Here is a 26308-nt window from a genome sequence, read left to right as displayed (position 1 = left end):
CGGCCCTGGGCCGGCGGTGTCATGTCACTCCCCGCGGGCCTCGGGGCTGCGCAGCACGTCCTGGGCCAGCCACCAGCCGAAGGCGAGGAAGACCAGCATACCGCCCAGTATCTGAGAGAAGTGAGCGCCGAGGTCGAGCGCGACGCCCAGCAGCGCTGGAGCCAAGCCGGTCGCGAAGACCATGGCGGCGCTCAGCGTGGCGCGCACCGTGCCGAGGTGCTCGGCGCCCCAGATACGTACCAGCAGGCTGGTGGCGATCGACTCCTGCGACCCCATGGCGAGTCCACCGCCCACCATCAACGCCCAGACCCCGAGGCTGCCGCCAAAGGCGATGGCGACCAGCAGGGCCAGCGCGTAGGGCAGCAGGTAGAGGCGAGCCAGGCGCACTGGCCCCAGGCGATCGACCCAGCGTCCCCCGAGCAGGGCACCGGGCAGCTTGGCCAGGCCCATGCCGGTCAGTGCCAGGGCATAGACGGCGAGGGTGCTGCCGAGATCCCGGGTCATCGCCGCTTGGTAGATGAACAGCCCCGTCATGGTGATCGGCAGCGTCATCAGCAGCGGCAGCAGGCGCCAGAAGCGCGAGTCGCGAAAGGGGCGGGGGCCGGCGGGGCGTTGACCACGGGCGGGGCGTTGCCCGGGCGCTGCGGGCCAGGGGCCGCGCAGCAGCAGTGGCAGCCAGCAGGCGGCCAGCACCAGGCCGAACAGCCACCAGAGCTCTCGCCAACCGAGCCACACCAGTAGCGCAGCCATCACCGGCGGCAGCAGCGTCTCCCCGAGCATGATGCCCATGCTGACAAGGCCCAGAGCGCGACCGCGCATGCTGACGAACTCGCGCCCGGCCAGGGTATTGCCCAGGTGCGTCATCATGCCTTGGCCGCAGAAGCGCACCAGCCCCAGGCCGAGCAACCCCAGGCCCCACCATGGCGAAAGGGTCAGCAACAGCACACCGGTGGCAAGCGCCGCCAGCACGATAAGGGCAAAACGGCGCGGCGGCACCCAGTCGAGGCTGGGGCCCAGGCGCAGCACGGCGAAGCCGGCGCACAGCGTGACCAGGGCATAGGCCGTGCCGAACTGTCCGGGAGTGAACCCGAGGCGTTCGCTGATCGGCGCCTGGAACAGGCCGATGAAAAAGCTCTGGCCGAGACTCGAGGTGAACATGGCCAGGAAGCAGATGCCCAGCAAACCCCGGTGATCCCGCAGCAGCGTGCGATAGCCCATGACGCCCTCCCTGAGCGATGGCAAGATGAATGGCAGAATCGAAGCCCGGCATCATAGCAGCTTCGCCGCATGGCGTGACGTCATCAGCACTTCTTGATGCGGTAGAATCGGCTGGCTTGTTGCTTATGAGCAGCCCTTTCGCAGTACATGGCGGTTTCAGGAGAGAAGAAATGACCATCGTTCGTCACGACACCAAGGCGCGCATGAGCCGCGCCGTCATTCACAATGGCATTGCCTACCTGTGTGGCCAGGTGGCCGGCCCCGAGGCGCGCCAAGGCGACATCACCGAACAAACCGAGAGTATGCTGGCGCGGGTGGATGCGCTGCTGGCCGAGGTGGGTTCCGATCGCGAACATCTGCTCACGGCGACGATCTACCTCAAGGACGGCAGTGATTTTGCCGCCATGAATGCGGTGTGGGACGCCTGGGTGCCGACCGGGCACGCGCCGGCGCGCACCTGCGTCTGCGCACCGATGCCCGCCGATGAACTCAGGGTGGAAATCACTGTTGCGGCTGCAGTCGTCGCTGGCGGCGTCTGACACGTTCAACGCACGCAGGGATCCTCGAGTGGCCCCTCTCGCGGCCGCAGCCGTCGCGAGAGGGCGTCCACGGCAATGTTGAGCGCGGCAGTCACGAGAAGCAGGAAGAAGGCCACGTCGAACATCAGGTAGTCGAAGCCCTCCTCGATGTAGTAACCCAGGGTGGCAACCCCCAGCATGCCGAGAATCGCCGTTTCGCGGAGGATCACTTCGGCGCGGTAGTAGAGCAGCGCCAGGAGTCCCGGGAAGACCCGCGGAAGCAGCTCGTAGGCGAGCCTGCCACTGGCGGGAAGCCCCGGCATGCCAGGCGTGATGGCGTCGGCGTGTCGTGCCACGAGGTAGGCGATCAGCGCGCCGTTGTGCAGCGCCAGTGCCAGCCAGGCGGGCAGCAGCGAAGGGCCGAGCAGCAGCAGAAAGACGAACGCCAGCATCAGCTCCGGCGTCGAGCGCAGGAAGACCAGAAGACCCTGCCCGACCAGGCGGGTACCTCGGTTGCCGAAGTGGCGACTCGCCAGCGGCCATAGCACCATCGCGACCAATAGCGCCCCAACGGTGCCGAGCAAGCCCAGCAGCAGGGTGTTGCCGATGGCCGGCCCCAGCGCCGGGATGCGCGCCAACCACTCCACCAACCCCGCCCAGTCGCCGGCGAGCAGTGCCGCAGGCCAGACGTCGGCGGAGACGAAACGCCACAGCAGCGTGCCATCGACGCTCGGCCAGGGGCCGAGCAGCCAGGCACCGCCCATCAGCAAGAGCGGAATCAGCCGCTTGTGGCCCCACCACGGCAAGCTGGCGACCAATAGGTAGAACAGCCACAGCAGGGCACCTGCCTCGTGATAGTGGCCTTCGCGGAAGGCCGTCTCGAGGTGGAAGCCCAGCGTCGGCAGGCCGACGAAGCCCAACAGTACGCTGGCGCGCAGGCCGCACTCGAAGCGGTAGCGGGTATAGGCAGCGAGCTGGGTCCACGCCAGCGGCAGCTCGGCGTAGACGAAGCGCGCCAGCCTTCCGCTGCCGGGGGGCAGGGCATCGCGCGGCGCGCTCGGGGTCTGCTCGAGGATCTCGGCATAGACCTTGGCGAAGATGCCGGCGTAGGGAATCGCCAGGGCCGCCAGCGCCGTGAGCGCCGAGAGCCCGAAGACCTGCAGGAACAACAGTGCCCAGAACAGCTCGTGGATGGCGCGCACGAAGGCGCAGCCGGCGCGCACCAGCCGCGAGCGGGCGAACAGCAGCGCCAGGGGGAAGCCCAGCATCACCCCGGCCAGGGTGCCCCACAGGGCCACCGCCACGGTCAGGCCGAGCGCCGAGAAGGGAGATTCCAGCGCACCCCAGGCGGGCCAGGCCAGGCCGGCTGCCATGCGTCCGAGTTCGCTCCAGGGGTCGCGGGTGTGAACGGCCAGGTCGGCAAAGGGGACGAGCAGGACAGCCAGGGCCACCAGGCACAGGGCGTGACGGGCCAGGCGCAGGCCGGGCGAGTCGCCGCGCCGCCAGATCGACGCCGCACCTTCGCGGTGCTGCGTCAGGCCCTTGCTCATGGCCGCCCCCGGGCACAGGGTAGGGCTTCGGGATCGGGCACGTCCGGGCCGCTGTCAGCTGCTGCCGGGTCGCTGCCCATGGCATCGGCGTCGGGGTAGAGGGCATCCAGCTCGGCCAGGGTGAGCGAGGTGGCGGGGGCGTCAATGACGAGGCGGCCCTCACGCAGCCCCCAGACACGGTCGAAGTGGGTCAGCGCCAGCTCGCGCTGGTGCAAGGCTATCACGGAGGTGGTGTGGCGGGTGTCGATCAGCCCCAACAGGCGAAATGCCTGGTGGGGATCGACGCTGGCTACCGGCTCGTCGCCGAGAAACAGCGGCCTGGCCTGGTAGAGTGCCCTTGCGATGGCCACGCGCTGGCGCTGGCCACCGGAAAGTTCCCCCACTGGCCGGCGCAGCAGGCCGGCCAGGCCCAGTTCGTCGCACAGCGCGGCGACCTCGTGCCAGGGGCGTTGTAGCGGACGCACCAGGTTCCACAGGTTGGCCAGCGCCGAATGCTCCGGCAGGCGGCCCATGAAGACGTTGTGATAAACGGCAAGCTGCGGCACCAGGCCATGATGCTGGGGGCACCAGGCAGCCTGGCGTCCGAGCCTGCGGCGTAGCTCGCCGAGCAGCGTCGACTTGCCGGCACCGCTCTGGCCGAGCAGCGCGACCCGTTCGCCCTCCTGCAGGGCGAGTGTGAGACGCCGCAGGACGACCCGCGCGCCGTGACCGAGATCCTCGGCGTCGAAGCGAACCAGCGGGCGACGTTGCTCTCCCTCCATCAGCGCAGCAGGCCGAGCTCCTCGGCCACCTCCTCGATAGGGGCGTAGAGGTCGTTATCGGCAGGGATGAACGCCTCGCGGGGGAAGGTGGCGAGCAGCGCCGGGTCGTCCATCTCCAGGAAAGCGGCCTGGACCTTGTCGCTGAAGCCTTCGCCGAAGCGCTCGTCGGCATCGCCGCGCAGGGTCCAGTTGTAGTCCGGGTAGGGCGGTGTCGCCCAGATCACGCCGACCTTGCCGGTATCCACCCGGCCGTCCTCCACCGCAGCGTCCCATACGGTGTAGTTGACCGCGCCGATATCGTAGGTGCCGGCTTCCACCAGGGCGATGGTGCGGGAGTGATCCCCCGAGTAGCCCACCCGGGAGAAGAAATCCTCCGGGTCGGTGCCGTCGAAGCGCTCACGGAAGAAGTGCTCGGGCATCAGCCGACCGGAGGTAGAGGTACGCGAGCCGAAGGTCAGACTCATGCCCTCGAGTTCGTCGGGCAATTCGTCGGCGCGCTCGAGCCCGGTCGATTCATGGGCGATGAAGTAGCTGACGAAGGCATTGTCCTCGCTGCCCTGGGCCAGTGCCTGGGAGCCCGGCACCAGGCGCCGTGCCTGCACCCCCGAGAGCCCGCCGAACCAGGCCAGCTGCACCTGGTCGTTGCGGAAGGCGGTGACCGCAGCGCTGTAGGACTTCACCGGTAAGTATTCCACCTCGACGCCGAGACGCGCCTCCAGATAGTCGGCGACCAGGGAGAAACGCTCCACCAGGCGGGCCTGGTCCTCGTCGGGAATGGCGGTGAAGCGGAAGGTCTCGGCAACCGCGCCCTGAGCGAACAGGGTCAAGGCGATGGCGGGTAGGGCAACAGCAGTCAGTGCGATCCGGCGCATGAGGGCTCCTTCGGCAGGGGGGCGACGACGAAGCCGCTATTGTTGTGCCGAGGCGTCCTGCTGGCAACCCCAGCGCGACCGCGGAGCCAGTCGGGTCATGTCCTGAACGAGTGATGTAATAATTCCAAATTCTCGTCATGAAACACGACCAAAGTCGCATGCATGTTACGCTTCGCTTGCCTAGAATGTCGTGAATTCATCAATGTCTGACATTTTGTTGCTGGCATGAAGGATTGCCGGCCAAACGCAAGGGAGTGTAACTTCATGCATGCCTTGACCCTGCTGTCGTTCCTGTTCTTCACCGGTCTGGTGGCCTTGATCACCTGGCGCCTGACTCGCGGCGACGATCATGCGAGCACCAGCGGCTACTTTCTCGCCGGTCGCTCGCTGACCTTCCCGCTGATCGCCGGTTCGCTGCTGATGACCAATCTCTCCACCGAGCAGATGGTGGGGCTCAACGGATCGGCCTACAGCGATGGCTTGAGTGTCATGGCCTGGGAAGTGGTGGCCGTCATTGCCCTGGTGGCCCTGGCGCTGTTCTTCCTGCCGCGTTTCTTGCGCAGCGGTATCGCTACCCTGCCGCAGCTGCTGGCCATCCGCTTCGATGCCGGCACCCAGCTGATCTGCAACGTCATCTTCCTTCTTGCCTATGCGGTGATCCTGCTGCCGATCATCCTCTATTCCGGCGCCATGGGGCTGCAGGGCATGCTCGATCTCTCCGGCCTGACCGGCATCGAGTCGCCGACGCTGCTGCTGTGGCTCACGGTATGGGTCGTGGGCCTCATCGGCTCCATCTACGCCCTGTTCGGCGGGCTGCGGACGGTTGCCGTATCGGATACGCTGAACGGCGTCGGCCTGCTGGTCGGCGGTTTCATCATCGTCTACTTCGGCCTGCAGGCGGTCAGCGGTGACGGCGGCCTGCTCGAGGGCTGGAATATCCTCAAGGAGAGCGATCCGCACAAGCTCAACTCCATCGGCAGTGCCGACCAGCAGGTGCCGTTCTCCACGCTTTTTACCGGCGTGTTCTTGATCAACCTCTTCTACTGGACCACCAACCAGCAGATCATTCAGCGTACTTTCGCCGCCAAGAACCTCGCCGAAGGACAGAAGGGGGTCCTGCTGACCGGCTTCTTCAAGCTGCTCGGCCCGCTGTACCTGGTGCTGCCTGGCATCATTGCCTACCACCTCTACGCCGACCAGGGCGTGCAGGCCGACGAAGCCTACGGCCATCTGGTCTTTCACGTGCTGCCACCCTATCTTACCGGCTTCTTCGCCGCGGTGATGGTGGGTGCCATCCTGTCGTCATTCAACTCGGCGCTCAACAGCACCACTACCATCTTCAGCTTGGGCCTCTACAAAGGCGTACTCAACAAGGAGGCCAGCGAAGATCAAGTCGTCAGGTCGGGTAAGGTATTCGGCTGGATCATGGCCTTCACCACCATGACCATCGCGCCGTTGTTGGCCGGGCAGGAGAGCCTGTTCGACTACCTGCAGAAGATGAACGCGATCTATTTCATCCCCATCCTGGCGGTGGTGATCGTCGGCCTGCTCACCAAGCGCGTGCCGCCCATGGCGGCCAAGATCGCCCTGGTAGGGGGCTGCCTGCTGATCGCCGCCGGCTACTTCGTGCCACCGTTCAACCGGCTGCCGATGGTCATGCACGAGTTTCACTTCGTCGCCGGGGTGTTCGTGCTGCTGGTCGCCCTGATGCTTTGGATCGGCAAGCTGCGCCCGCGCGAGACCGACTGGGTCCATGAATATTCGGGGGATGTCGATCTCACGCCCTGGCGGGGTGCCGTGCCCGTCGGCTTCGTGCTGGTGGTCCTGGTAGTCCTGATCTACGCGGCATTCGCGGGCAGCTAGCCGCGCTCCGGGCGGGCCTGGATGTCAGGTCCGCTTTACTCCCCTGGGACACGGACAGGTAGATGGACTATCATGCTGAGACATGAAATGTCAGACATTTCTTTTCGGGAGAGAGTGGCATGACACTGGCTTCGCTGCCACGACACCACGGCGGTGCCGAGGATCTGGCCAGGCTGCTGGGTCAAGCGTTGTTGGCCGGCCACTGGCAGCCCGGTGAGACGTTCCCGCGCGAGCGCGACCTCTGCGAGCACTTCGCGGTCAGCCGCAATCAGGTGCGCAACGCCTTGGCGACACTGGTGGGCATCGGCCTGGTCGAACGCACGGCGGGACGTGGCAGCGTGGTCTGTGATATCGGCGAGTGGCACCTGCTCGATCCGCTGGTCAGTGCCTGGATGGCCGATATCGACACGCCCGATACGCAGCTTTTGCGCGAGATCTTTGCCTTTCGCTACTCGGCGGAACCGACCGTCTCCCGGCTGGCGGCCCGGGCGGCCGAGGCGGAGGATATCGTGCGCCTGGAGGCGGCCTACGCCGGCATGCAGCGCACGGCAGACAAGCCGAATGCCAGCGCCCAGCATGCGGAGTATGACGTGGCCTTTCACGAGGCGATCTACCAAGCCAGCCACAACCTGGTGTGGCGCCAGATGGGGCACCTGCTGCGTCCCTCGATCATTGCCCTGATCCAGCGCTCCCAGGCACGGCTCCAGCCGCTTGAGCATGAGCTGGACGATAGCCTGGCACGCCATGGCCGCCTGCTCGAGGCGATCCGGGGCCGTGATGCGGATGCCGCCGAAGCGGCCGCCGCTGCGGTGTTGCGGCGTACTGCCGTAGACCTGGGTATCGCCGGCGAAGGGGAATCCCGCCTGGCCAATATGCGGCAGGCCGGAAATGACAATCACGCCAAGGAGCGTTCGGAATGAAAATCACACGACTCAAGACCTGGCAGGTACCGCCGCGCTGGCTGTTTCTCAAGATCGAGACCGACGCGGGCTGCTATGGCTGGGGTGAGCCGGTCATCGAGGGGCGTGCCGCCACTGTCGAGGCGGCGGTGCATGAACTCGCCGACTACTTGGTGGGGCAGGATCCGCACCGCATCGAGCACTTGTGGAACACGCTCTACCGCGCCGGCTTCTACCGCGGTGGACCGATTCTGATGAGCGCCATTGCCGGTATCGACCAGGCACTTTGGGACCTCAAGGGGCGCGACCTGGGCGTGCCGGTGCACCAGCTGCTGGGCGGCGCGGTGCGCGATCGAATGCGCATGTACGCCTGGACGGGTGGCGACCGGCCAAGCGACGTGGGAGCGGGAGCCAGGGCGCTGGTGGAGCGAGGCTTCACCGCCTTCAAGATGAACGGCACCGCCGAGGTGCAGATCGTCGACTCGCACCGCAAGGTCGACGAGGCGGTGGCGCGCGTGGCCGAGGCGCGCGAGGCGGTAGGGCCCGAGGTGGGTATCGCCATCGACTTCCACGGCCGGGTGCATCGCCCCATGGCCAAGGCCTTGCTACGGGAACTGGAGCCCTACCATCCCATGTTTGTCGAGGAACCGGTGGCACCCGAGCATCTGCCCAGCCTCAAGCACATCGCCGGCGGACTTGGCTACCCGCTTGCCACCGGCGAACGGCTGCACACCCGCTTCGAATTCCGCGACCTGCTCGCCGACGGCATGATCGACATCATCCAGCCCGACCTTTCCCACTGCGGCGGTATCAGCGAAGGTCTCAAGATCGCCGCGCTTGCCTCGGCCCATGACGTGGCCATGGCACCGCATTGCCCGCTCGGCCCGCTGACCCTGGCGACCTCGCTGCAGCTCGATGCGGTGAGCCACAACGCCTTCATCCAGGAGCAGAGCATGGGCATCCACTATAACCGCGACAATGATGTGCTCGACTACCTGGTCGACAAGTCGGCGCTGGCCATCGAGAACGGCTTCTGTGCCATTCCCCAGGGCCCCGGGCTCGGCGTGGAGATCGACGAGGCCTTCGTCGAGGAGCGGGCCAGGATAGGACATCGCTGGCGCAACCCGGTCTGGAGCCATGAGGACGGCTCCATCGCCGAGTGGTGAGGAGAGCGAACATGGGCGACGAGGTGAGGGAACGTCTGGCATGGGTCGCCGTGGACTGGGGCTCGAGCAACCTACGCGCCTGGGCCATGGGAGGGCGCGACGAGGTACTGGCGCAGAATGGCAGCGACATGGGCATGCTGAGCCTGGTGCCGGAAGCCTACGAACCTGCGCTACTCGAGACGATTGGTGATTGGCTGCCCGCCTCCGGCCGCGTACCGGTGTGGGTATGCGGCATGGCCGGTGCCCGTCAGGGCTGGCGCGAGGCGGCCTACCTGCCGGTGCCGGCGCGCCTGGGGGAGTTGGCGCTGGGTGCCGTGATGCCTGACGTCCGTGACCCGCGCCTGGAGGTACGCCTGCTGCCCGGGCTTTGCCAGTATGCCGATGCGGCGGAGCGCGCCTTCGACGTGATGCGCGGTGAGGAGACCCAGCTGGCCGGGCTGGTGGCACGGCAGCCCGACCATACGGGAGTGGTCTGTCTACCGGGGACCCATGCCAAGTGGGTCTGGCTGGAGGAGGGCGCCGTGACACGCTTCGCGACCCATCTCACCGGCGAACTCTATCGATTGCTGGCCACCCAGTCCGTACTCAAGCACTCCGTGACCGATGCCGAGCTCGCCGAGCCCGGCCACCGCGAAGCGTTCGTCGCCGCGGTGCGTCAGGCCAGCGACGCGCCCGAATGCTTCGGCCAGCGGCTGTTCGGCCTGCGTGCCGCTGACCTGCTCGATGACTCGCTGCCCACAGGCGAGGCGCGGCATTCCCGGCTGGGGGCCCACCTTTCGGGCATGGTCATCGGCATGGAACTTGCCGGCATGCGCAGAGCGCTATCGAAAGCGCCCATCACCCTGGTCGGCAGCGAGGCGCTGTGCACCCGCTATGCCCTGGCCCTGGAGGCGCTCGGCCACCCCAGCCGGCGTCTCGATGGCGAAGCGGCGGTACTGGCCGGCCTGGGATTGGCACGGGCCGGTGCGTGACGACTTATGGAGACGACTATGACCCTACCCCTGATCGGCATTCTGCGCGGTGTCACCCCCGAGGAGGCAGTGGCGGTGAGCGAAGCCGCCATTGCTGCCGGTATCACGACGCTGGAAGTCCCGCTCAATTCCCCTGATCCACTTACCAGCATTCATCGGCTGGTCGAGGCCCTGGGCGACCGCGCTGTGGTGGGTGCGGGTACCGTGCTCAACGTGGACGAGGTGCGCGCTGTCCATGCCGTCGGGGGGCGCCTGGTGGTGTCGCCCAATTGCCGCCCATCGGTTATCGAGGAGACCCGGCGCCTCGGCATGCAGAGCTGGCCCGGCGTGCTGACGCCTTCGGAAGCCTTCGATGCCCTGGATGCCGGTGCCTCCGGCCTCAAGCTCTTCCCCGCCGTGCAGATGGGCATCGCAGGGATGCAGGCGCTGCGAGCGGTGCTCCCCGTCGGGACAAGGCTCTATGCCGTTGGCGGCATCGGAGCGGACGAATTCGCGACCTGGCGTGGCGCCGGGGTGAACGGTGCCGGGCTGGGCAGCGCGCTGTACCGTCCCGGGCAGTCGCCCGCTCAGGTGGGTCAGCAGGCCAGAGCGCTGGTAGCGGCCTGGCAGGCCGCAGGAATTGAAGCAGACAAGTGACGTTCAGTCGCGCTTGCCCGGCGGGTAGCGAGTCTCGCGCAGGCTGTCCTTGATCTTCTTGAGGTGAGGCAGGAAGCCTTCACCGCGGCGCAGGGTGACGCCGGTGGCCAGCACGTCGATGAGGGCGAGCTGGATCATGCGCGAGGTCATCGGCATATAGACGTCGGTGTCCTCGGGGGTGGGAACCTCGAGCGTCTCGGTGCACTCCGCGGTCAGCGGCGAGCCCGGGGCGGTAATGCCCAGCACCACGGCGCCGCTTTCGCGTGCCAGCTGGGCAATGTCGACCAGCTCCCGGGTGCGGCCGGTCCAGGAGATCACCACCACCACGTCCCCGGTATGGCAGGCCGAGGCGATCATGCGCTGCATCAGCACGTCCACGTAGGAGGTGACCGGCAGGTTGAAGCGGAAGAACTTGTGCTGGGCATCCTGGGCCACGGCACCTGAGGCTCCCAGGCCGAAGAAGTGAATCTGCTTGGCCTGGATCAGGTAGTCCACCACCCGCTCGATGCGGGTCGGGTCGATGGTGCGGCTGGCTTCGTCCAGGGCGGCGATGGTGGCGCCGAAGATCTTGCGCGTGTAATCCGCAGCCGAATCGCCGGGCTCTACCGACTGGCTGACATAGGGTGTGCCCCCTGCCAGGCTCTGCGCTAGCTTGATCTTGAAATCGGGGTAGCCCTTGGCATCGAAGCTGCGGCAGAAACGGTTCACGGTGGGCTCACTGACCGAGGCTGCCTGGGCAAGGCTGGCAATGCTCAGGCCGGTGGCCCGGGCCGGGTCGGCCAGGATGACGTCTGCTACCTTGCGCTCGGAGCGGTTGAGCTCATCGAGACGTTGACGAATTCGCTGCAGCAGGTCGTGGGCCATGGCGGTTGAGACTCTCCTAAATAGGTGATGTAGTGATTTAACGACATAATCGTCGCTATCCTATCGCGGAGGCGGGGGCGGTGCGAATCGAGGTGACGGGAGAGGTTGTTTTGCGAGTAATATTACAAATATTAGTTGCTGGGAGAGCCGTTTTTCCGTATTTTTTGTGTAATTTAACCAGATGGGGGCGGGCATGAACGCAAGCAGACGGACAGAGGACGATAGTCAACCGGTCATCGATCTTGCCCTGTTCGGCGCCTTGGGTGACCTGTCGCTACGCAAGCTCTTTCCGGCGCTCTATCACCTCGACCGCGAGGGCCTGCTGCATGACGATACGCGGATTCTGGGGCTGGCTCGCCAAGCGCTGGAAACCGAGGCCTTCCGCCAGCGAGTCACCGAAACCCTGCAGACCTATGTCAAGCCCGCCGAGTACGACCGCGAGGCCATCAAGCGCTTTATCGCACGTCTCGACTATCTCGAGCTCGACTTCGCCGACGCCGAGGGTTATCGGGGCATTGCCGAATGGCGCAAGGCGGTACGCCATGACACCGTCGTCTGCCCGCTGGTCGTCTACCTTGCCGTCCCGGCGAGCCTGTACGGTGACATCTGCCGCAACCTGAACGCCGGTGAGTGTCTGGACGAGCTCTCCCGGGTCGTGGTCGAGAAGCCGATCGGCTACGACTACGATTCTTCCTGCGAGATCAACGACGCCATCGGCGACGTCTTCCCCGAATCCCGCATCTATCGTATCGATCACTACCTGGGCAAGGAAACCGTACAGAACCTGATTGCGCTGCGCTTCGCCAATCCGCTGTTCGGTACCCAGTGGAACCAGAATCATATCTCCCACGTGGAGATCACCGTGGCGGAGAAGGTCGGCATCGAGGGCCGCTGGGGTTACTTCGACCGTGCCGGCCAGCTGCGCGACATGGTGCAGAACCACCTGCTGCAACTGGTCTGCCTGATCGCCATGGACCCGCCGGCCAATCTCGATGCCGATGCCATTCGCGACGAGAAGGTCAAGGTGCTCAAGGCGCTGCAGCCGTTCAGCGAAGCCCGGCTCCACCGCGACGTGGTGCGTGGCCAGTACATTGCCGGCACCATCGATGGCAAGGGCGTGCCCGGCTACCTCGAGGAGGAGGGAGCCAACCACGGGAGCGAGACCGAAACCTTCGTTGCCATGAAGACCGGCGTCTCGAATTGGCGCTGGGCCGGCGTGCCGTTCTACCTGCGCACCGGCAAGCGCATGCCGGAGAAACTTTCGCAGATCGTGATCCATTTCCGCCAGCAGGCGCATTACATCTTCGACCCCGACCAGCGCAACCTCGCAGCCAACAAGTTGGTCATCCGTCTGCAGCCCGACGAGGGCATCGCCCTGGAAGTGTTGACCAAGGACAGCGGCCTGGATCGCGGCATGCGCCTTCGCCGGGGGCCGTTACACCTGGACTTCAGCAGCGCCTTTCCCCAAGAGCGTATTCCCGACGCCTACGAGCGTCTCCTGCTGGAAGTCATGAAAGGGCGCCAGTACCTGTTCGTACGCCGCGACGAGGTGGAGCATGCCTGGCACTGGTGTGACAGTCTCGTGGCCGCCTGGAGGGAGATGGGCGAGCCGCCGCGGCGCTACCCGGCCGGCTCCTGGGGGCCGGTGGCATCCATTGCCATGATCACGCAGGATGGGCGCAGCTGGTACGAGGACTACTGACATGACGAACCTGAATGCCAAGCCGCGCGAGCAACTCGCCGAGCAGCTCGCCGAGGCGGTGGCCGAAGCGCTGCGACAGGATCTGGCGCAGCAGGAGCGCGCCTTGCTGGTGCTCTCCGGCGGCTCGACGCCGGTTCCCTTCTTCGAGGCCTTGGCCACGCAGGCGCTACCGTGGTCGCGGGTTGACGTGACGCTCGCCGACGAACGCTGGGTGGCCGAAACGAACGAGGCGAGCAATGCTCGCCTGGTGCGACGCCACCTGCTTCGCGACAAGGCGGCCGCGGCCAGCTTCGTCTCCCTGACCACCGACGACGAGACGCCGGAGCAGGGCGTCGAGGCGGTTACCCGACGCATCGAGGCGCTGACCTGGCCCGCCAGCCTGGTGGTGCTGGGCATGGGCGGCGATGGCCACACCGCCTCGCTGTTTCCCGACAGCCGCGAGCTGGAACTGGGCCTCACCACCGACGCCCCGGTGCTGGCCGTGCGCACGCCCAGCCAGCCCCAGGCGCGAATAACGCTGAGCGCCGATCGGTTGCACCAGGCGCGGCGCCATGTACTGCACATCACCGGTGACGACAAGCGCAGCGTGATGGCTCGCGCCATGTCCGGCGACGACTCGCGCGAATTGCCCATCCGCGCCTTCCTTTCTTGCCCGCTGGCCGTCTACTGGGCCCCCTGACAGGAGTCTGATCATGACCATCGAGAAACAGCTGCCGTCCACGCGTACCACCGAACTCGACAGCATTTGCCACAAGGCCGAGGTCATCCCCGTGCTGGCCATCGAGCGGGTGGAGGATGCCGTACCGCTGGGCCGCGCCCTGGTCGAAGGCGGGCTCACCGTGCTTGAAGTGACCCTGCGCACCGATTGCGCCCTCGAGGCGATACGCCGCCTCAAGGAGGCACTGCCCCAGGCCAGCATTGGCGTGGGCACCGTGCTGACGCCGGCCCAGTATCGCCAGAGCGAGCAGGTGGGTGCCGATTTCGTAGTGACCCCGGGTACCACCGAAGCGCTCTACCGCTACGGTGTCAGCAGCCCGGTACCGATGCTGCCGGGGGTTGCCACCGTATCCGAACTGATGACCGGCTGGCAGTACGGCTATCGCCGCTTCAAGTTCTTTCCCGCCGAAGCCAGTGGCGGCGTCAAGGCCCTCAAGGCGTTTGCCGGTCCCATACCCGAAGCGCGCTTCTGCCCCACCGGGGGAATCAACCTCGACAACGCCGAGGATTACCTGGCGCTGAAGAGCGTGATGTGCGTGGGTGGTTCCTGGCTGACGCCGAAGTCGCTGGTCGAAGCCGAGGACTGGAACGGCATTCGCCAGCTCGCCAGGGAGGTCGCTGAGCGTTTTCATCGCTGAGCGGCTTCGCCGAACCTCTTCTTGTGCTCTCTCGGCAGCCAGTTGCTGTCGTTGTGCCCGGCCACTGGCCGGGCTTTTTTTATCGGTTCGTCCTTGCGGGAGAGGGGGCATGCGGCAGCTAACCACTGTGGCGTCCGGACCTGGGGCTCGATCACCGGGGCATTGCCTGGCTGAGCGGCCTGTCATCGTGGGCCGCGCCAGCGGATCGGTCAGGCGTTTGCCGCAACCGCGACCGGCGCGGCGCCGCGCTTGAGCGCCGCATAGCCCAGCCCAGTGATCAGTGAGCCGACGACGATGGCCCCGAGGTAGAGCAGTACCGGCGTGATGGCGTTGGGGATCAGCAGCACGAAGATACCGCCATAGGGCGCCATGAGCTTAGCCCCGACCAGCATCGAGAGCGCACCGGTCACCGCGCCGCCGACGATGCAGGCGGGGATCACTCGCAGCGGATCCTTGGCGGCGAAGGGGATCGCTCCCTCGCTGATGAAGCACAGGCCCAGCACGAAGGAGGCCTTCCCCGCCTCACGCTCGGGCTCGGAGAACTTCTGCCGGGCGACGAAGCTGGCAATGCCCATGCCAATGGCAGGTACCATGCCGGCAGCCATGATCGCCGCCATCGGGGCGTAGGTCTGCGTGGAAAGCAGGCCGACGCCGAAGGTATAGGCGGCCTTGTTGACCGGGCCGCCCAGGTCGAAGCACATCATGGCGCCGAGCAGGATGCCAAGCAGGATGGCATTGGTCGAGTCCATCGCGGCCAGGAAGCCGGTCAGGGCTTCGAGGAGCGCTGCCACCGGCTCGCCGATCACATAGATCATGGTCAACCCGGTCACCAGGCTGGCGATCAGCGGGATGATCAGGATCGGCTTGAGCGACTCCACGCTCGACGGCAGCCGGACGTGACGGGTCACCGCCAGCGCCACGTAGCCGGCCAGGAAGCCGGCGAGGATCCCGCCGATGAAGCCGGCCCCGATCTCCGACGCCAGCATGCCGCCGATCATCCCCGGGGCGATGCCGGGACGATCGGCGATGGAATAGGCAATGTAGCCGGCCAGCACCGGGATCATCAGGGCAAAGGCGGTGCCGCCGCCGATCTGCATCAGCGCCGCGGCGAGTGTGCCTTCCTGCTCGAAGGCCTCGATGCCGAAGACGAAGGAAAGCGCGATCAGAAGCCCCCCGGCCACGACCATGGGCAGCATGAACGAGACGCCGGTGAGAAGGTGCTTGTAGACGCCCTTTTCCTTGAGGCTCTTCTTCGCCTCGCCACCCTGGTGCGGGGCGGCGGAGGCGTCTTCCACCTCGGCCTGCGACAGGGCCGCCTCGATAGTGGGGCGCGGCTGCTTCAGCGCATTTCCGGTGGAGGTGCGGTAGAGGGGTTTGCCGGCGAATCGGGTCGGGTCGACCTCGATGTCACAGGCAAGTATCACCACATCGGCCGCGGCGATCTCCTCGTCGGTCAGCTTGTCCTGAGCGCCGACGGAACCTTGGGTCTCGACGCGAATGGCGTGGCCCAGGCTCTTGCCCGCCTCGCTCAGCGCCTCGGCGGCCATGAAGGTATGGGCCACGCCGGTGGGGCAGGCGGTCACCGCGACGATGCGGCTGCCCCCGGCTGCAGTTGCGTCGCTCGGGGCCGCACTCGTGGCAGGCGGCGTGTAGTCGCCGGCTTCGCGCTGGGCGCGGGCGAGAAAGGCCTCGGGGTCGGGCAGTGCCTCGCCGATGGCAGCCTGGAACAGACGCTTGCCGCGAAAACGTTCGGCGGCGGGGACTTGGTCGGCGGCGACCACGATCAGCTCGGCGTCGGCAATGGCCGAGGTCGAGACGGGCTCGACGGCCTCGAGCTGGCTGTGCATCTCGACGCTGGGTTGCCAGCCGAGGCGGTGGGCGGCCTGTTCAAGGCGACGGGCAGCGAGGAAGGTTGTCGCCATGCCACTGGGACAGGCGGTAACGAGGATCACGTTCATGCGAGAGCTCCCCCTGCGTCCACGTCATTGAGGCGACGAACGCGGGTCTGTTGCTGGAGTTGCGGGAAGTCGTCGGCGTGGACATCGCCCACACCCAGGTGACGAACCGATTCGGCGGAAAGGGCGGTGGCCAGGCGTAGCGTCTGTTCGGGAGGGTGACCCGAGAGGACACCATGCAGCAGAGCGGCGAGCAGGGTATCGCCGGCGCCCACGGTGCTATGGACCGTCAGGCGCGGCGGCGTTGCCTGCCAGGCACCGCGGCAGCTGACCCAGAGCACCCCGGCGGGGCCGGCTGAGACGATGGACTCCTCGATGCCGGCGGCGTAGAGCAGCAGCGCTGCCTTCAGACGCGCCTCGGCGGTTTCCAAGCTTTCGCCGGCCCAGGCGCTGAGCTCCTGCTCGTTGGGCTTGACGGCGGTGGGGCGGGCCTCGATGGCGCGAGTCAATGCCTCGCCGCTGGTGTCGATCCACACTGGGAGCCCGGCCCCACGCAAGCGAGCGGTGAGCTCGGCGAGATCGTCCGGCGTCACGCCGGGCGGCAGGCTGCCGGCGATCACCACGGCCTCGGGTCGGCGGCGCGGGTCGCCGATCCGCGTAGCCAGGCCGTCGAGCAGGCGCTGCCAGGCCGAGGCGTCGATGGTGGCACCGGGCCCGTTGATGTCGGTCACACGGCCGTCGGCCTCGGCGAGCTTGGCGTTGATGCGGGTCTCGCCGGGGATGCGCAGGAAGGCGTCTTCCACGGCCATGGCTTCGAAGGCGCGCAGGAAAGGGCCGTCATTATCGGTGCCGAGAAAACCGGACAGCGTGACGTCGTGGCCGAGATCGGCCAGCACTCGGGCGACGTTGACCCCCTTGCCGGCCGCCGTCAGGTGGGTCTCGCGGGTACGGTTCACCTCACCGGGTACCAGGCGCTCCAGGCTCACCGAGAGGTCCAGTGCGGGGTTGAGAGTGAGAGTGAGTACGCGTGCCATCAGCGCACCTCCAGGGCGTCACGGACCGCCTCGCTGGTGGCCTGGGCCAGGGCCAGCTCGGCCTGGGCGCGGGCTTCGCCCAGGTCGAACTCGCGCAGCCGTGCCTTGACCAGCGGTACCTGACGCGCGCTCACCGAAAGCTCGTCGACGCCGAGGCCGACCAATACCGGCACGGCCATGGGGTCGCTCGCCAGCTCGCCGCATACGCCAACCCACTTGCCGTGAATGTGTGCCGCGGCAACGGTCATTTCGATCAGCCGCAGCACCGCCGGGTGCAGGCCATCGGCCTGGGCAGAAAGGGCGGGGTGGTCACGGTCGATCGCCAGTGCGTATTGGGTCAGGTCGTTGGTGCCCACCGAGAAGAAATCCACCTCGGCGGCCAGGCTCGGCGCCAGCAGGGCGGCCGAAGGCACTTCGATCATGACGCCGAGCTGCACGTCAGTGGTGCGCTCGGCTTCGGGAATCTCTACCAGCAGTCGCTCGAAGATGGTCCGTGCCGTGCGGAATTCACCTACGTCCTTAACCATCGGCAGCATGATGCGCAGCGGTCTTGGCGTCCCTTCCGCGTCGGGCGCTGCGGCCATCAGCAGCGCGCGCAGCTGGGTCTCGAGCACCTCGGGGCGGGTCAGCGTCAGGCGAATTCCGCGCAGGCCGAGGAAGGGGTTGTCCTCCTTCGGCACCGGCCAGTAAGGCAACGGTTTGTCGCCGCCGACGTCCAGGGTGCGAGCCACCAGTGGGCGGCCATCCAAGGCGTTCAGGGCCTCGCGATACTCAGCGATCTGGGTATCGAGGTCAGGCTGCTTGGCGTGGGCCATGAACAGGAATTCGGTACGCAGCAGGCCGATACCCTCGGCGCCGCGTTCCACGGCGTCGGCGGCGTGTGTCGTGTTCCCCAGGTTGGCGGCCACCTCGACACGATGGCCATCGCGGCACCGCGCCTCCTCGAAGCGCGCTTCCCACGCCTCGGCCTCGCGTTGTCGGTGCTCGGCCAGGCGCTGCTCTGCAGCGGCGCGACGTTCGGCAGAAGGTGCCGGAATCACTCGGCCGCGTTCGCCATCGAGGATCAGCTCAGCGCCGTTGGCAAGGGTCAGCACCCTGGCGCCGGCGCCCACTACGGCGGGGATACCCAGTGCCCGGGCCAGGATCGCACTATGCGCGGTGGCACCACCACGGGCGGTGAGCAGGCCACGTACCCGACGCGTGTCGAGCCGTGCCACGTCGGAGGGGCCGATATCGTCGGTTACCAGAATGTAAGGCGTTTCCGGCGGATCCGGCAGGCTCACGTTGCACAGATTACCGAGCACGCGGCGGCCAACGTCGCGCAGGTCGGCGGCGCGCTCGGCGAGCAGCCGGTCGGCGAGCATCTCCTGAGCGTGGGCGGCGGTTTCGATGGCCTCCCACCAGGCGGCCTCGGCGGAGCGCTCCTCGTGTATGCCCTCGCGGGCCGCCTCGAACAGCTCGGGATCACGCAGCATCTCCTCGTGCATCGAGAGAATCTGAGCCACCTCGCCGCCGCGGGCCTCGTGTTCAAGCATCTCGAGCTGGGCGATGGCCTCCGCGATGGCAGCCTCCAGGCGGCGCTGCTGTTCGGCAGGGTCGGTGGCATGCTCGGGATAGGCGAAGCGCGGCGTCTGCAGCACGAAGACCGGAGCGATGGCGAGCCCCGGCGAGGCCGCCACGCCTTGGTGGGGAGTGTCGTCGGGCAGCGGTTCGACAGGTGCGGCATTTTCCAGTGGCACCTTGCGTTCACGGCTCTCGTCGAACGGCAGCACCTGCTCGCCGAGGCCGTCCGCCACGGCCCGGCACACGGCGTCGAGGGCCGCCTCGGCTTGCTCTCCCTCGGCGGAGAAGGCCAGCTGCTGGCCGCGCCGGGCACCGAGGTTGATTACCTTGGTCAGGCTGGTGGCAGGTACCGCCGCACCACCGCCTTCGGCCAGGCGCACATGGATAGCCAGGCCCTGCTGGCGAGCCACCTGAACCAGCTGCTTGGCCGGACGAGCATGCAAGCCGTGAGCGTTGAGCACCCGGGCGAACCGCGTATGGGCGTTTGCCGATTCACCGGCCAGGCGCGCCAGCACGGTAGCGGCATCGGCGTTGGGCAGCTCCGCTGCAGTGCCGCTGTCGAGAAGGGCCAGGATGCGCTCCAGCAGGCTGCGGTGGGCATTCCCCTTGGCGGCCAGGCTGAATACGCCCGTCACGCTTTCACCGGCATGCTCTAGCTTCCCCTCGGGAGTGGCCAGCGCCAGAGCCGGTATCTCCACGCCCTGCTCGTTCGAGGCCAGCCATAGCCCCTGGCCGAGCCGGACGGGCTCGCTCTCAGCCACCGCAGCGACAAAGTGGCTTCCGACGCAGCCGAGCTGTCTTAGCCGGGCAGCGCCGGCCAGGGCCAGTTCGTTGATATCTCGAGCGGGAAAGCCCAGGCACAGGGTCTCGGCGTCCAGGCGTGCCTCTATCGCTGTCTGCGACAGGAGCGTGGCCACTTCCGTGGTGGATCGGGCTTCGGCCAGGCGCTGGCCGACGCTGTCGTCATCGAGCACATGGGTGAGCTGGCGCAAGATGCCGAGATGTTCGTCGCTCTGGGCGGCAATACTGACCAGCACATGGATGCGCTGGCCGTCGTGCCACTCGACGCCGGCCGGGAACTGCAGCACACGCACGCCGGTCGTGCGCACGTGTTCACGGCTCTCGGGCGTGCCGTGGGGGATGGCGATGGCATTGCCGAGGTAGGTGGAGGATTGGGCCTCGCGATGGAACAGGCCGTCGCGATAGGCGGCGTCGGTCAGCCCCGCCTGGTGCAGCGACTCGGCGGCCTGATCCAGCGCAGCGCGCCAGTCGGTCGCCTGGCAGTCGAGGCGAATGTCCTCGGGGCGTAGGATGAGCATCGATGATCTCCCGGTCGCATTAGCGACATGCAGCCTCAAAGGCGACATGTTCTGTGTGGCTGAATCGTGTCAGCTAGCATATTTGAGATGCTGGATCGATTCATTGCCGTGCGCAAGACATCGGTTCTTAGACTTTCGCAGGGGGCAAGGTGGCGCGCAGTGCCGTAGAATCGGCCCAACACCAAAGAGGGCTCACATGACACTCGCCGAAATCGCCCGCCTGGCGGGGGTGTCGCGGACTACCGCCAGCTACGTCATCAACGGCAAGGCCGCCGAGCGTCGCATCAGCCAGGATACCGTGGACAGGGTAATGGCAGTCGTCCGCGAGCACGACTACCGGGTCGATGCCCAGGCCGCGGCGCTGCGACGCGGCTCGAGCCGCACGTTGGGACTGATCGTTCCCGACCTGGAAAACGTCAGCTACGCGCGTCTGGCCAAGCGGCTGGAGCGCGGCGCGCGTGAGCAAGGCTACCAATTGCTGATCGTCGGTTCTGGTGACCAGCCGGATACCGAGCGCGATCTGGCGTTGTCGCTGCGTGCCCAGCGCTGCGAGGTGCTGATCACCGCCAGCTGTCTGCCGGTGGACGATCCCTTCTATGGGGAACTGCTACATGGTGGCCTGCCGGTAGTAGCGGTGGACCGCGGCTTCGACCCGGAGTACTTCGCCAGCGTGGTGAGTAATGATCGCGAGGCCGCCGAGCAGTTGACCCGCTCGGTGCTCGACGACTCGGTGAGACGTATCGCCTGGCTCGATGCGGTGCCGGCACTCTCCATCAGTCGTGAGCGGAGGGCCGGCTTCCTGAAGGCAGCAACGGGTTATGCGGCTGAGCCGCTGGTCTATGGCGCCGAGCGCTATGACCGGGCCGATGGCGCCCAACGGATGCGGGAGCTGCTCGACCGTCATGGCCTGCCCGACGCCGTGGTCACGGCTTCGTATACTCTCCTCGATGGCGTGTTCGATGTACTCGTCGAGGAGGGGGGGCTGCCGCAAACGCTGCGCATGGCGACGTTCGGCGACAACCGACTGCTCGACTTCCTTCCGTTGCCGGTGAATTCGGCGGTACAGGACCATGACCGCATGGCCTCGATGGCACTGGCCTGCGCCCTGGCAGCCTCGCAGGGCGACTATCGGGTGGGGCAGCAGGTCGTGCCGCGCAGTCTCAGGCGGAGATTGCCGCTCCGATTCGTCACATGAACCGTTAGCCGCGCAGCCTGGCCAGATCCTCCCGATCGGGCAGGGCGGCATAGGCGCCGGGGCGGGTCACGGCGTGGGCACCGCAGTTGGCGGCAGTGGCCAGGGCGCGGCGCAGGAAGGCGACGTCCTGGTGCCAGTCTCCCTCCAAGCCCTGTTCTTCGAGGCGGGTGGCCAGCTCGGCAAGCAGCCCGCCGATGAAGGCATCGCCGCCGGCGGTGGTATCCACTGCCTCGACCGCCGGGGGCATGTGGTACAGCGCTTTGCCCACGCCAACGGCGCGGACTTCGCCGGGGCCGTCGGTGATCACCGCGAGCCTGACGCCGGAAGCGAGGCGCTCGGCGAGCCAGGCGTCGGCGGGATGGCCGGCGCGCAGGTACTCAAGTTCATCGCTCGACAGCTTGACCAAAGCGGCACGATCGATGAGTTGAGTAACCAAGGCGATGTCGGCGCTGCCGCCAGGCCAAAGGTTATGGCGCAGGTTGGCGTCGACGCTGACCAGACAGCCGGCGCGGCCTGCCATGTCGGCCAGGGCCAGCGTGGTGTCGGCGATTTCCGGCTCGGTCAGGCTGTTGCTGCAGAAGTGTACGATGGCGGGTTCGGCAAACACGCCGGCTGGCAGATGCTCGAGGCGGTAGAGCAGGTCGGCTGCCGGGGGGCGATAGAAGTCGAAGGTGCGCTCGCCATGGGCATCCCGTGAGACGAAGGCCAGAGCCGTGCGCGCCTCGTGCGTGCGTACCACACCGGAAAGGTCGACCCCGTGCGCGGCAAGCTCTGACGCAAGGAAGTCGCCAAAGTGGTCGGCCCCGAGCATGCCGAGAAAACGGCTGGGTACGCCCAGGCGGGCACAGGCTACTGCCACGTTGGCCGGGGCGCCGCCGGCATAAGGCGTGAAGGTTTCCGGGGCCTCGGTGGTCGCCTCTCCGAGGCAGCTTGAGAGCATGTCGACCAGGGCTTCGCCGAAGGCGATCACGGGCGTCATGAGGCGTTCTCCCGTGAGAGCGTGGTGCCCAGCAGGTGCTGGGCGCCGGGCACCAGCCATACCGGGTCGAGGCGGGTATTGGCCGATTCCACGCAGAGAAAACGACGGGCGGCTGCCGGTGAGGTGTCGTCGGGTAGCGTCTTGCCCGGGTGCCACACGACCGCTGAGTCGCTGCCCTGGCGGGCGATGCGCAGGCGGCGGTTGTCATCGTCGAGGATCACTTCGGCGTTGCTGTGGTAGATGCGGTCGAGTTCACCGCGCACGGCCAGTTCACCCTGCTGCTCGCGCTCGGCGAAGCCGGCCAGCTTGTCCAGGTAGCGTGCGCCGGCCAGCCCCTCGACACGACAGGCAAAGCTGTCGGAAACAGCCAGGTAGCTATGCAGGGCACCACTGAGCTTGACCGGTGTCTCGCCGACGTGTTCGGTGAGCAGTTCCACGTGAAGGCGTTGCGCGTTGGCCTGGATCACGGCGCGGGGGGCCAGTTGGCTGTGCAGACGTTCGGTGGGGGAGAGGTGCAGCTCGACGCCACCCTCGTGCTCGTCGACCGCTTCCAGTTGCCACAGCGCCTTGCGTGCCGTGCCGTGCATGGGGCCGGAGCGATCCGGGCTCTCGTCGGCGCCGCGCTCATCGGCGAACCAGGGCCAACACAGCGGGATGCCGCCGCGAATGGCCCCAGGCAGCGCCTGGGGCGTGGGCGTGACCCACAGCCAACCGCCGGGTACCAGCGCCTCTTCCCCACCGCCCATGGCTTCGGGCGTGTTAGAGAGCGGCGTGGCCTCAGATGCCGGTAAGGCCTCTTCAGCTCGCGCGGAGGTGGCCGCGGAACGATAATGAAGCACCTGGGCACCCTGCAGGCTGACGGCCAGCTCGCCCCAGGGCTCGCGAGCCAGCCACACGCGGCGGCCGGCCCACTCGGATTCGCGCTGGCCCACGGTCTCGTCGAGCAGGGTGCGCAGGCTTTGGGGAATCATTCGCTCTCCTTATCCTTGCTTCACTTCATTCCACTTCTTCGTTGCGCAGGGCCTCGGCGGCGCCCAGCAGTCCCGGCCAGGGTGCGGTGACCACGCGCACCGGGATGGTGCGGTTATAGTCGCTCATCCGGCCCTTGTCGGTGAAGGCCGCCACAAAGCGGCTCTGGGGCAGCCACTCGAGTAGTCGCGGCAGGATACCGCCGCACAGGTAGACGCCGCCCCGTGCCCCCATGGTCAGGGCGGCATCGCCGCAGACATCGCCGAGGATCTTGAGAAACCGTAGCAGGGTATCACGGGCGATGGCATCGCCGCCCGTGGCAGCCGCGGTCACCTCGGCCGGTGCCTGGTAGGCCGGGTTGACGCCCTTCAGCGAACAGTGAGCCAGATAGAGGTCGAGCAGCCCTTGGCCGCACAGGATGCGTTCCACCGAGACCCGACCGTAGCGGTTGCGGAAGTGGCGCAGCAGGTTCTGCTCGCGCTCGTCCGTGGGGGCAAAAGTGACGTGACCGCCCTCGGTGGGCAACGGAATCCAGGCCCGCCGGCCAGGGAATATACCGCCTACCCCAAGCCCGGTACCCGGGCCGATGACCAGGCAGGCGGCGTGCTCGTGCGGCGTTCCCCGCTGGACCTCGACCAGTTCGTCGGCTGCGAGGTGCGGCACGCTCAGGGCTTGGGCAGTGAAGTCGTTGATCACCTTGAACCGGTCGAGGCCGAGCGCCGCTTGCGCGTCGCGGCGTGAGAACGACCAGTGATTGTTGGTCATCGTCACGCGGTCGTCGCCGATAGGGCAGGCGAAGGCCAGGCAGGCCTCTCGCGGCGCTGTCTCGGCCTTGACCCCGACCCGGGCCAGATAGTCGCGCACGGCCTCGACCAGGCCGGGATAGTCGGCGCAGGGGAGTGCCTGGATGTCCTGGGGCGCGAACTCGCCGGGAGTGACCAGGGCGAAGCGGGCGTTGGTTCCGCCGATATCGCCGATCAGGGCCGGGCGGGTCACTGGTCCTCCTGCTCGATCTTTTCCAGTTCCCGCGACAGGACCTCGGCCTCAAAGCCGCCGAATACGCCGGCACCCAGCTCGGCGGCAGCCGCCAGGTGGCGGAAACCGCCGAACAGTTCGCGACCCATGCCGAAGTGGTAGCGCTCCAGGTTGGGCTCGATGATGCTGCGGCTGGCGAACTCGCGCGCGTCGATCATAGCGGTCAGCTCGCCGCGCTCGGCGTCCAGGCGCACCACGTCGCCGTCCCGCAGCCGCGCCAGCGGGCCGCGGTCCACCGCCTCCGGTGTGACGTGGATGGCCGCCGGCACCTTGCCCGAGGCACCGGACATGCGCCCGTCAGTGACCAGGGCTACCTTGTAGCCACGGTCCTGCAATACGCCGAGGAAAGGGGTCAGCTTGTGCAGCTCGGGCATGCCGTTGGCCTTGGGGCCCTGGAAGCGCACCACGACCACCACGTCGCGATCGAGCTCGCCGGATTCGAAGGCGGCCTTGACCTGGCTCTGATCGTCGAAGATGCGCACCGGCGCCTCCACCACGCGATGGGCCTGCTTGACCGCCGAGATCTTGATCACGCCGCGGCCGAGGTTGCCGTCGAGCACCACCAGCCCGCCGGTGGGGGCGAAGGGGTCCTCGACCGGGCGCAGGATGTCGCGGTCGAGGCTTTCGGTCGGCCCCTCGCGCCAGGTGAGCTTGCCCTCCTCGAGGAAGGGCTCCTGGGTATAGGCGGTCAGGTCGGTGCCGAACACGGTGGGGATATCCCCGTGCAGCAGCCCCGCGCCGAGCAGCTCACGGATCAGCAGGCTCATGCCGCCGGCGGCCTGGAAGTGATTCACGTCGGCGCTGCCGTTGGGGTAGATCCGCGTCAGGCTCGGGACCACCGCCGAGAGCGCGGTGAAGTCGTCCCAGTCGATGGTGACGCCCGCGGCAGCAGCCATCGCCACCAGGTGCAGCGTATGGTTGGTCGAGCCGCCCGAGGCCAGCAGGCCGACCATGGCGTTGACGATCGCGCGCTCGTCGACCTGGCGGTAGAAAGGACGATAATTGCCGCTTTGCTCGGTATTGCGCACTGCCTGTTCGGCGGCGTAGCGGGTCAACGCCTCGCGCAGTGGCGTGCCCGGGTTGACGAAGGAAGCGCCGGGCAGGTGCAGGCCCATCATTTCCATCATCAGCTGGTTGGAGTTGGCGGTGCCGTAGAAAGTGCAGGTGCCCGGGCTGTGATAGGAGCGCGATTCGGCCTCGAGCAGCTCTTCGCGGCCCACCTTTCCCTCGGCATACAGCTGGCGTACGCGGGCCTTCTCGTCGTTGGGCAGCCCGCTGGGCATGGGGCCGCCGGGTACGAAGACGGCCGGCAGGTGGCCGAAGCGGGCGGCGCCGATGAACAGTCCCGGCACGATCTTGTCGCAGATGCCCAGGTAGAGGGCGGCATCGAACATGTTGTGCGACAGTGCCACGGCGGTGGCCATGGCGATGACGTCACGCGAGAACAGCGACAGCTCCATGCCCGGCATGCCCTGGGTAACCCCGTCGCACATGGCCGGTACGCCACCGGCAAACTGGGCGGTGCTACCCATGCCGCGGGCGGCCTGCTTGAGGATCTCGGGATAGTTCTCGAACGGCCGATGGGCCGAAAGCATGTCGTTATAGGACGACACGATCCCCAGGTTGGCGCTGTTGGTCAGTTTGAGGCGGTCCTTGTCCCCGGCGTGGTCGCAGCCGGCGAAGCCGTGGGCCAGGTTGCCGCAGGAGAGCTCGCCGCGATGCACGCCATGCTGGTGCTGCGCGGCCATGTGGGCCTCGTAGAGCTTGCGGCGCTCGCGTGAACGGTCGCGAATGCGGGCGGTCACCTGCTCGACGGTGGTATTTAGTGCGGTGGGGCGAGCCATGGTAGCACCTCGCGTCGTTGGGTGAGGATGTAAGTTTACACAATTGTCTCCCATCGCATGGCAAAATTGAAGGCAGCTTGCCGAAAGTGCGTAGTTTTAT

General features: G+C 67.0%; 22 protein-coding genes. 10 read left to right on the top strand and 12 right to left on the bottom strand.

Going from position 1 to position 26308, the window contains the following annotated elements:
• Nucleotides 1-24 precede the first annotated feature (24 nt).
• On the bottom strand, nucleotides 25-1218 hold the full coding sequence (locus ACOJCM_RS14190) for an MFS transporter (protein ID WP_445212708.1): 1194 nt from the start codon (nucleotides 1216-1218) through the stop codon (nucleotides 25-27).
• Nucleotides 1219-1388: 170 nt separating this feature from the next.
• On the opposite strand from ACOJCM_RS14190, the gene ACOJCM_RS14185 reads away from it, so the two are divergent.
• On the top strand, nucleotides 1389-1757 hold the full coding sequence (locus ACOJCM_RS14185) for a RidA family protein (RefSeq protein ID WP_445212707.1): 369 nt from the start codon (nucleotides 1389-1391) through the stop codon (nucleotides 1755-1757).
• 5 nt (nucleotides 1758-1762) lie between these two features.
• On the opposite strand, the gene ACOJCM_RS14180 is transcribed toward ACOJCM_RS14185, so the two are convergent.
• From ACOJCM_RS14180 to ACOJCM_RS14170, 3 genes are read right to left on the bottom strand one after another with little or no spacing between them, the layout of a single operon-like run.
• Nucleotides 1763-3286, bottom strand: a complete 1524-nt coding sequence (locus tag ACOJCM_RS14180; RefSeq protein ID WP_445212706.1) for a PhnE/PtxC family ABC transporter permease — start codon at nucleotides 3284-3286, stop codon at nucleotides 1763-1765.
• Nucleotides 3283-4047, bottom strand: coding sequence for an ATP-binding cassette domain-containing protein (locus ACOJCM_RS14175; protein WP_445212705.1), 765 nt, complete (start codon nucleotides 4045-4047; stop codon nucleotides 3283-3285). Before ACOJCM_RS14175 ends, ACOJCM_RS14180 begins: the two co-directional genes overlap by 4 nt.
• Entirely contained in the window at nucleotides 4047-4919 is an 873-nt protein-coding gene (locus tag ACOJCM_RS14170; protein WP_445212704.1) for a putative selenate ABC transporter substrate-binding protein, read from the bottom strand. The genes ACOJCM_RS14175 and ACOJCM_RS14170 overlap by 1 nt, the downstream gene beginning before the upstream one ends.
• 264 nt (nucleotides 4920-5183) lie before the next feature.
• Between ACOJCM_RS14170 and ACOJCM_RS14165 the strand changes: the two genes are divergently transcribed.
• The 5 genes from ACOJCM_RS14165 (at nucleotide 5184) to ACOJCM_RS14145 (ending at nucleotide 10454) form a co-directional block, all read left to right on the top strand.
• Nucleotides 5184-6782 carry a solute:sodium symporter family transporter gene (locus ACOJCM_RS14165; protein WP_445212703.1) on the top strand — a complete coding sequence of 533 codons (1599 nt, stop codon included), beginning with the start codon at nucleotides 5184-5186 and terminating at the stop codon, nucleotides 6780-6782.
• A 119-nt stretch (nucleotides 6783-6901) separates the two neighbouring features.
• Entirely contained in the window at nucleotides 6902-7702 is an 801-nt protein-coding gene (locus ACOJCM_RS14160) for a FadR/GntR family transcriptional regulator (RefSeq protein WP_445212702.1), read from the top strand.
• A complete protein-coding gene (gene dgoD, locus ACOJCM_RS14155; RefSeq protein WP_445212701.1) occupies nucleotides 7699-8847 on the top strand; it encodes a galactonate dehydratase in 1149 nt (382 codons plus the stop codon). Before ACOJCM_RS14160 ends, dgoD begins: the two co-directional genes overlap by 4 nt.
• A gap of 11 nt (nucleotides 8848-8858) precedes the next feature.
• A complete protein-coding gene (locus tag ACOJCM_RS14150; protein WP_445212700.1) occupies nucleotides 8859-9818 on the top strand; it encodes a 2-dehydro-3-deoxygalactonokinase in 960 nt (319 codons plus the stop codon).
• 6 nt (nucleotides 9819-9824) lie between these two features.
• Nucleotides 9825-10454 carry a 2-dehydro-3-deoxy-6-phosphogalactonate aldolase gene (locus ACOJCM_RS14145; RefSeq protein ID WP_445212699.1) on the top strand — a complete coding sequence of 210 codons (630 nt, stop codon included), beginning with the start codon at nucleotides 9825-9827 and terminating at the stop codon, nucleotides 10452-10454.
• 3 nt (nucleotides 10455-10457) lie between these two features.
• On the opposite strand, the gene ACOJCM_RS14140 is transcribed toward ACOJCM_RS14145, so the two are convergent.
• Nucleotides 10458-11318, bottom strand: coding sequence for a MurR/RpiR family transcriptional regulator (locus ACOJCM_RS14140; protein ID WP_445212698.1), 861 nt, complete (start codon nucleotides 11316-11318; stop codon nucleotides 10458-10460).
• A 193-nt stretch (nucleotides 11319-11511) separates the two neighbouring features.
• Here ACOJCM_RS14140 and zwf point away from each other — a divergent pair, with 193 nt between their 5' ends.
• From zwf to ACOJCM_RS14125, 3 genes are read left to right on the top strand one after another with little or no spacing between them, the layout of a single operon-like run.
• Nucleotides 11512-13020: a glucose-6-phosphate dehydrogenase gene (zwf, locus tag ACOJCM_RS14135; RefSeq protein ID WP_445212697.1), complete on the top strand. Its 1509-nt coding sequence runs from the start codon at nucleotides 11512-11514 to the stop codon at nucleotides 13018-13020.
• Between the two features lies 1 nt (nucleotide 13021).
• The gene (pgl, locus tag ACOJCM_RS14130) at nucleotides 13022-13699 is read left to right on the top strand and encodes a 6-phosphogluconolactonase (RefSeq protein WP_445212696.1); all 678 of its coding nucleotides are present in this window, start codon (nucleotides 13022-13024) and stop codon (nucleotides 13697-13699) included.
• Between the two features lie 13 nt (nucleotides 13700-13712).
• On the top strand, nucleotides 13713-14375 hold the full coding sequence (locus ACOJCM_RS14125; RefSeq protein ID WP_445212695.1) for a bifunctional 4-hydroxy-2-oxoglutarate aldolase/2-dehydro-3-deoxy-phosphogluconate aldolase: 663 nt from the start codon (nucleotides 13713-13715) through the stop codon (nucleotides 14373-14375).
• Nucleotides 14376-14584: 209 nt separating this feature from the next.
• Here the strand turns inward: ACOJCM_RS14125 and ACOJCM_RS14120 are convergent, their stop codons facing one another.
• From ACOJCM_RS14120 to ptsP, 3 genes are read right to left on the bottom strand one after another with little or no spacing between them, the layout of a single operon-like run.
• Nucleotides 14585-16333 carry a PTS fructose-like transporter subunit IIB gene (locus ACOJCM_RS14120; RefSeq protein WP_445212694.1) on the bottom strand — a complete coding sequence of 583 codons (1749 nt, stop codon included), beginning with the start codon at nucleotides 16331-16333 and terminating at the stop codon, nucleotides 14585-14587.
• Nucleotides 16330-17304: a 1-phosphofructokinase gene (pfkB, locus tag ACOJCM_RS14115; RefSeq protein WP_445212693.1), complete on the bottom strand. Its 975-nt coding sequence runs from the start codon at nucleotides 17302-17304 to the stop codon at nucleotides 16330-16332. Before pfkB ends, ACOJCM_RS14120 begins: the two co-directional genes overlap by 4 nt.
• Entirely contained in the window at nucleotides 17304-20186 is a 2883-nt protein-coding gene (gene ptsP, locus ACOJCM_RS14110) for a phosphoenolpyruvate--protein phosphotransferase (protein WP_445212692.1), read from the bottom strand. The genes pfkB and ptsP overlap by 1 nt, the downstream gene beginning before the upstream one ends.
• Nucleotides 20187-20382: 196 nt before the next feature.
• Between ptsP and cra the strand changes: the two genes are divergently transcribed.
• A complete protein-coding gene (gene cra, locus ACOJCM_RS14105) occupies nucleotides 20383-21381 on the top strand; it encodes a catabolite repressor/activator (protein ID WP_445212691.1) in 999 nt (332 codons plus the stop codon).
• Nucleotides 21382-21385: 4 nt separating this feature from the next.
• On the opposite strand, the gene ACOJCM_RS14100 is transcribed toward cra, so the two are convergent.
• Genes ACOJCM_RS14100 through edd form a run of 4 tightly spaced genes read right to left on the bottom strand, consistent with a single transcriptional unit; the run spans nucleotide 21386 to nucleotide 26208 of the window.
• On the bottom strand, nucleotides 21386-22360 hold the full coding sequence (locus ACOJCM_RS14100) for a carbohydrate kinase family protein (protein ID WP_445212690.1): 975 nt from the start codon (nucleotides 22358-22360) through the stop codon (nucleotides 21386-21388).
• Nucleotides 22357-23331, bottom strand: coding sequence for a D-hexose-6-phosphate mutarotase (locus tag ACOJCM_RS14095; protein ID WP_445212689.1), 975 nt, complete (start codon nucleotides 23329-23331; stop codon nucleotides 22357-22359). Before ACOJCM_RS14095 ends, ACOJCM_RS14100 begins: the two co-directional genes overlap by 4 nt.
• Nucleotides 23332-23356: 25 nt before the next feature.
• Nucleotides 23357-24325, bottom strand: a complete 969-nt coding sequence (gene glk / locus ACOJCM_RS14090) for a glucokinase (protein ID WP_445212688.1) — start codon at nucleotides 24323-24325, stop codon at nucleotides 23357-23359.
• Nucleotides 24322-26208, bottom strand: coding sequence for a phosphogluconate dehydratase (gene edd / locus ACOJCM_RS14085; protein WP_445212687.1), 1887 nt, complete (start codon nucleotides 26206-26208; stop codon nucleotides 24322-24324). Before edd ends, glk begins: the two co-directional genes overlap by 4 nt.
• Between the last annotated feature and the right edge of the window lie 100 nt (nucleotides 26209-26308).

The organism is Billgrantia hypersalina (assembly GCF_052584175.1).
The sequence above is the reverse complement of the archived record's forward strand: the minus strand, read 5'-3'. Positions and strand labels throughout refer to the sequence as shown.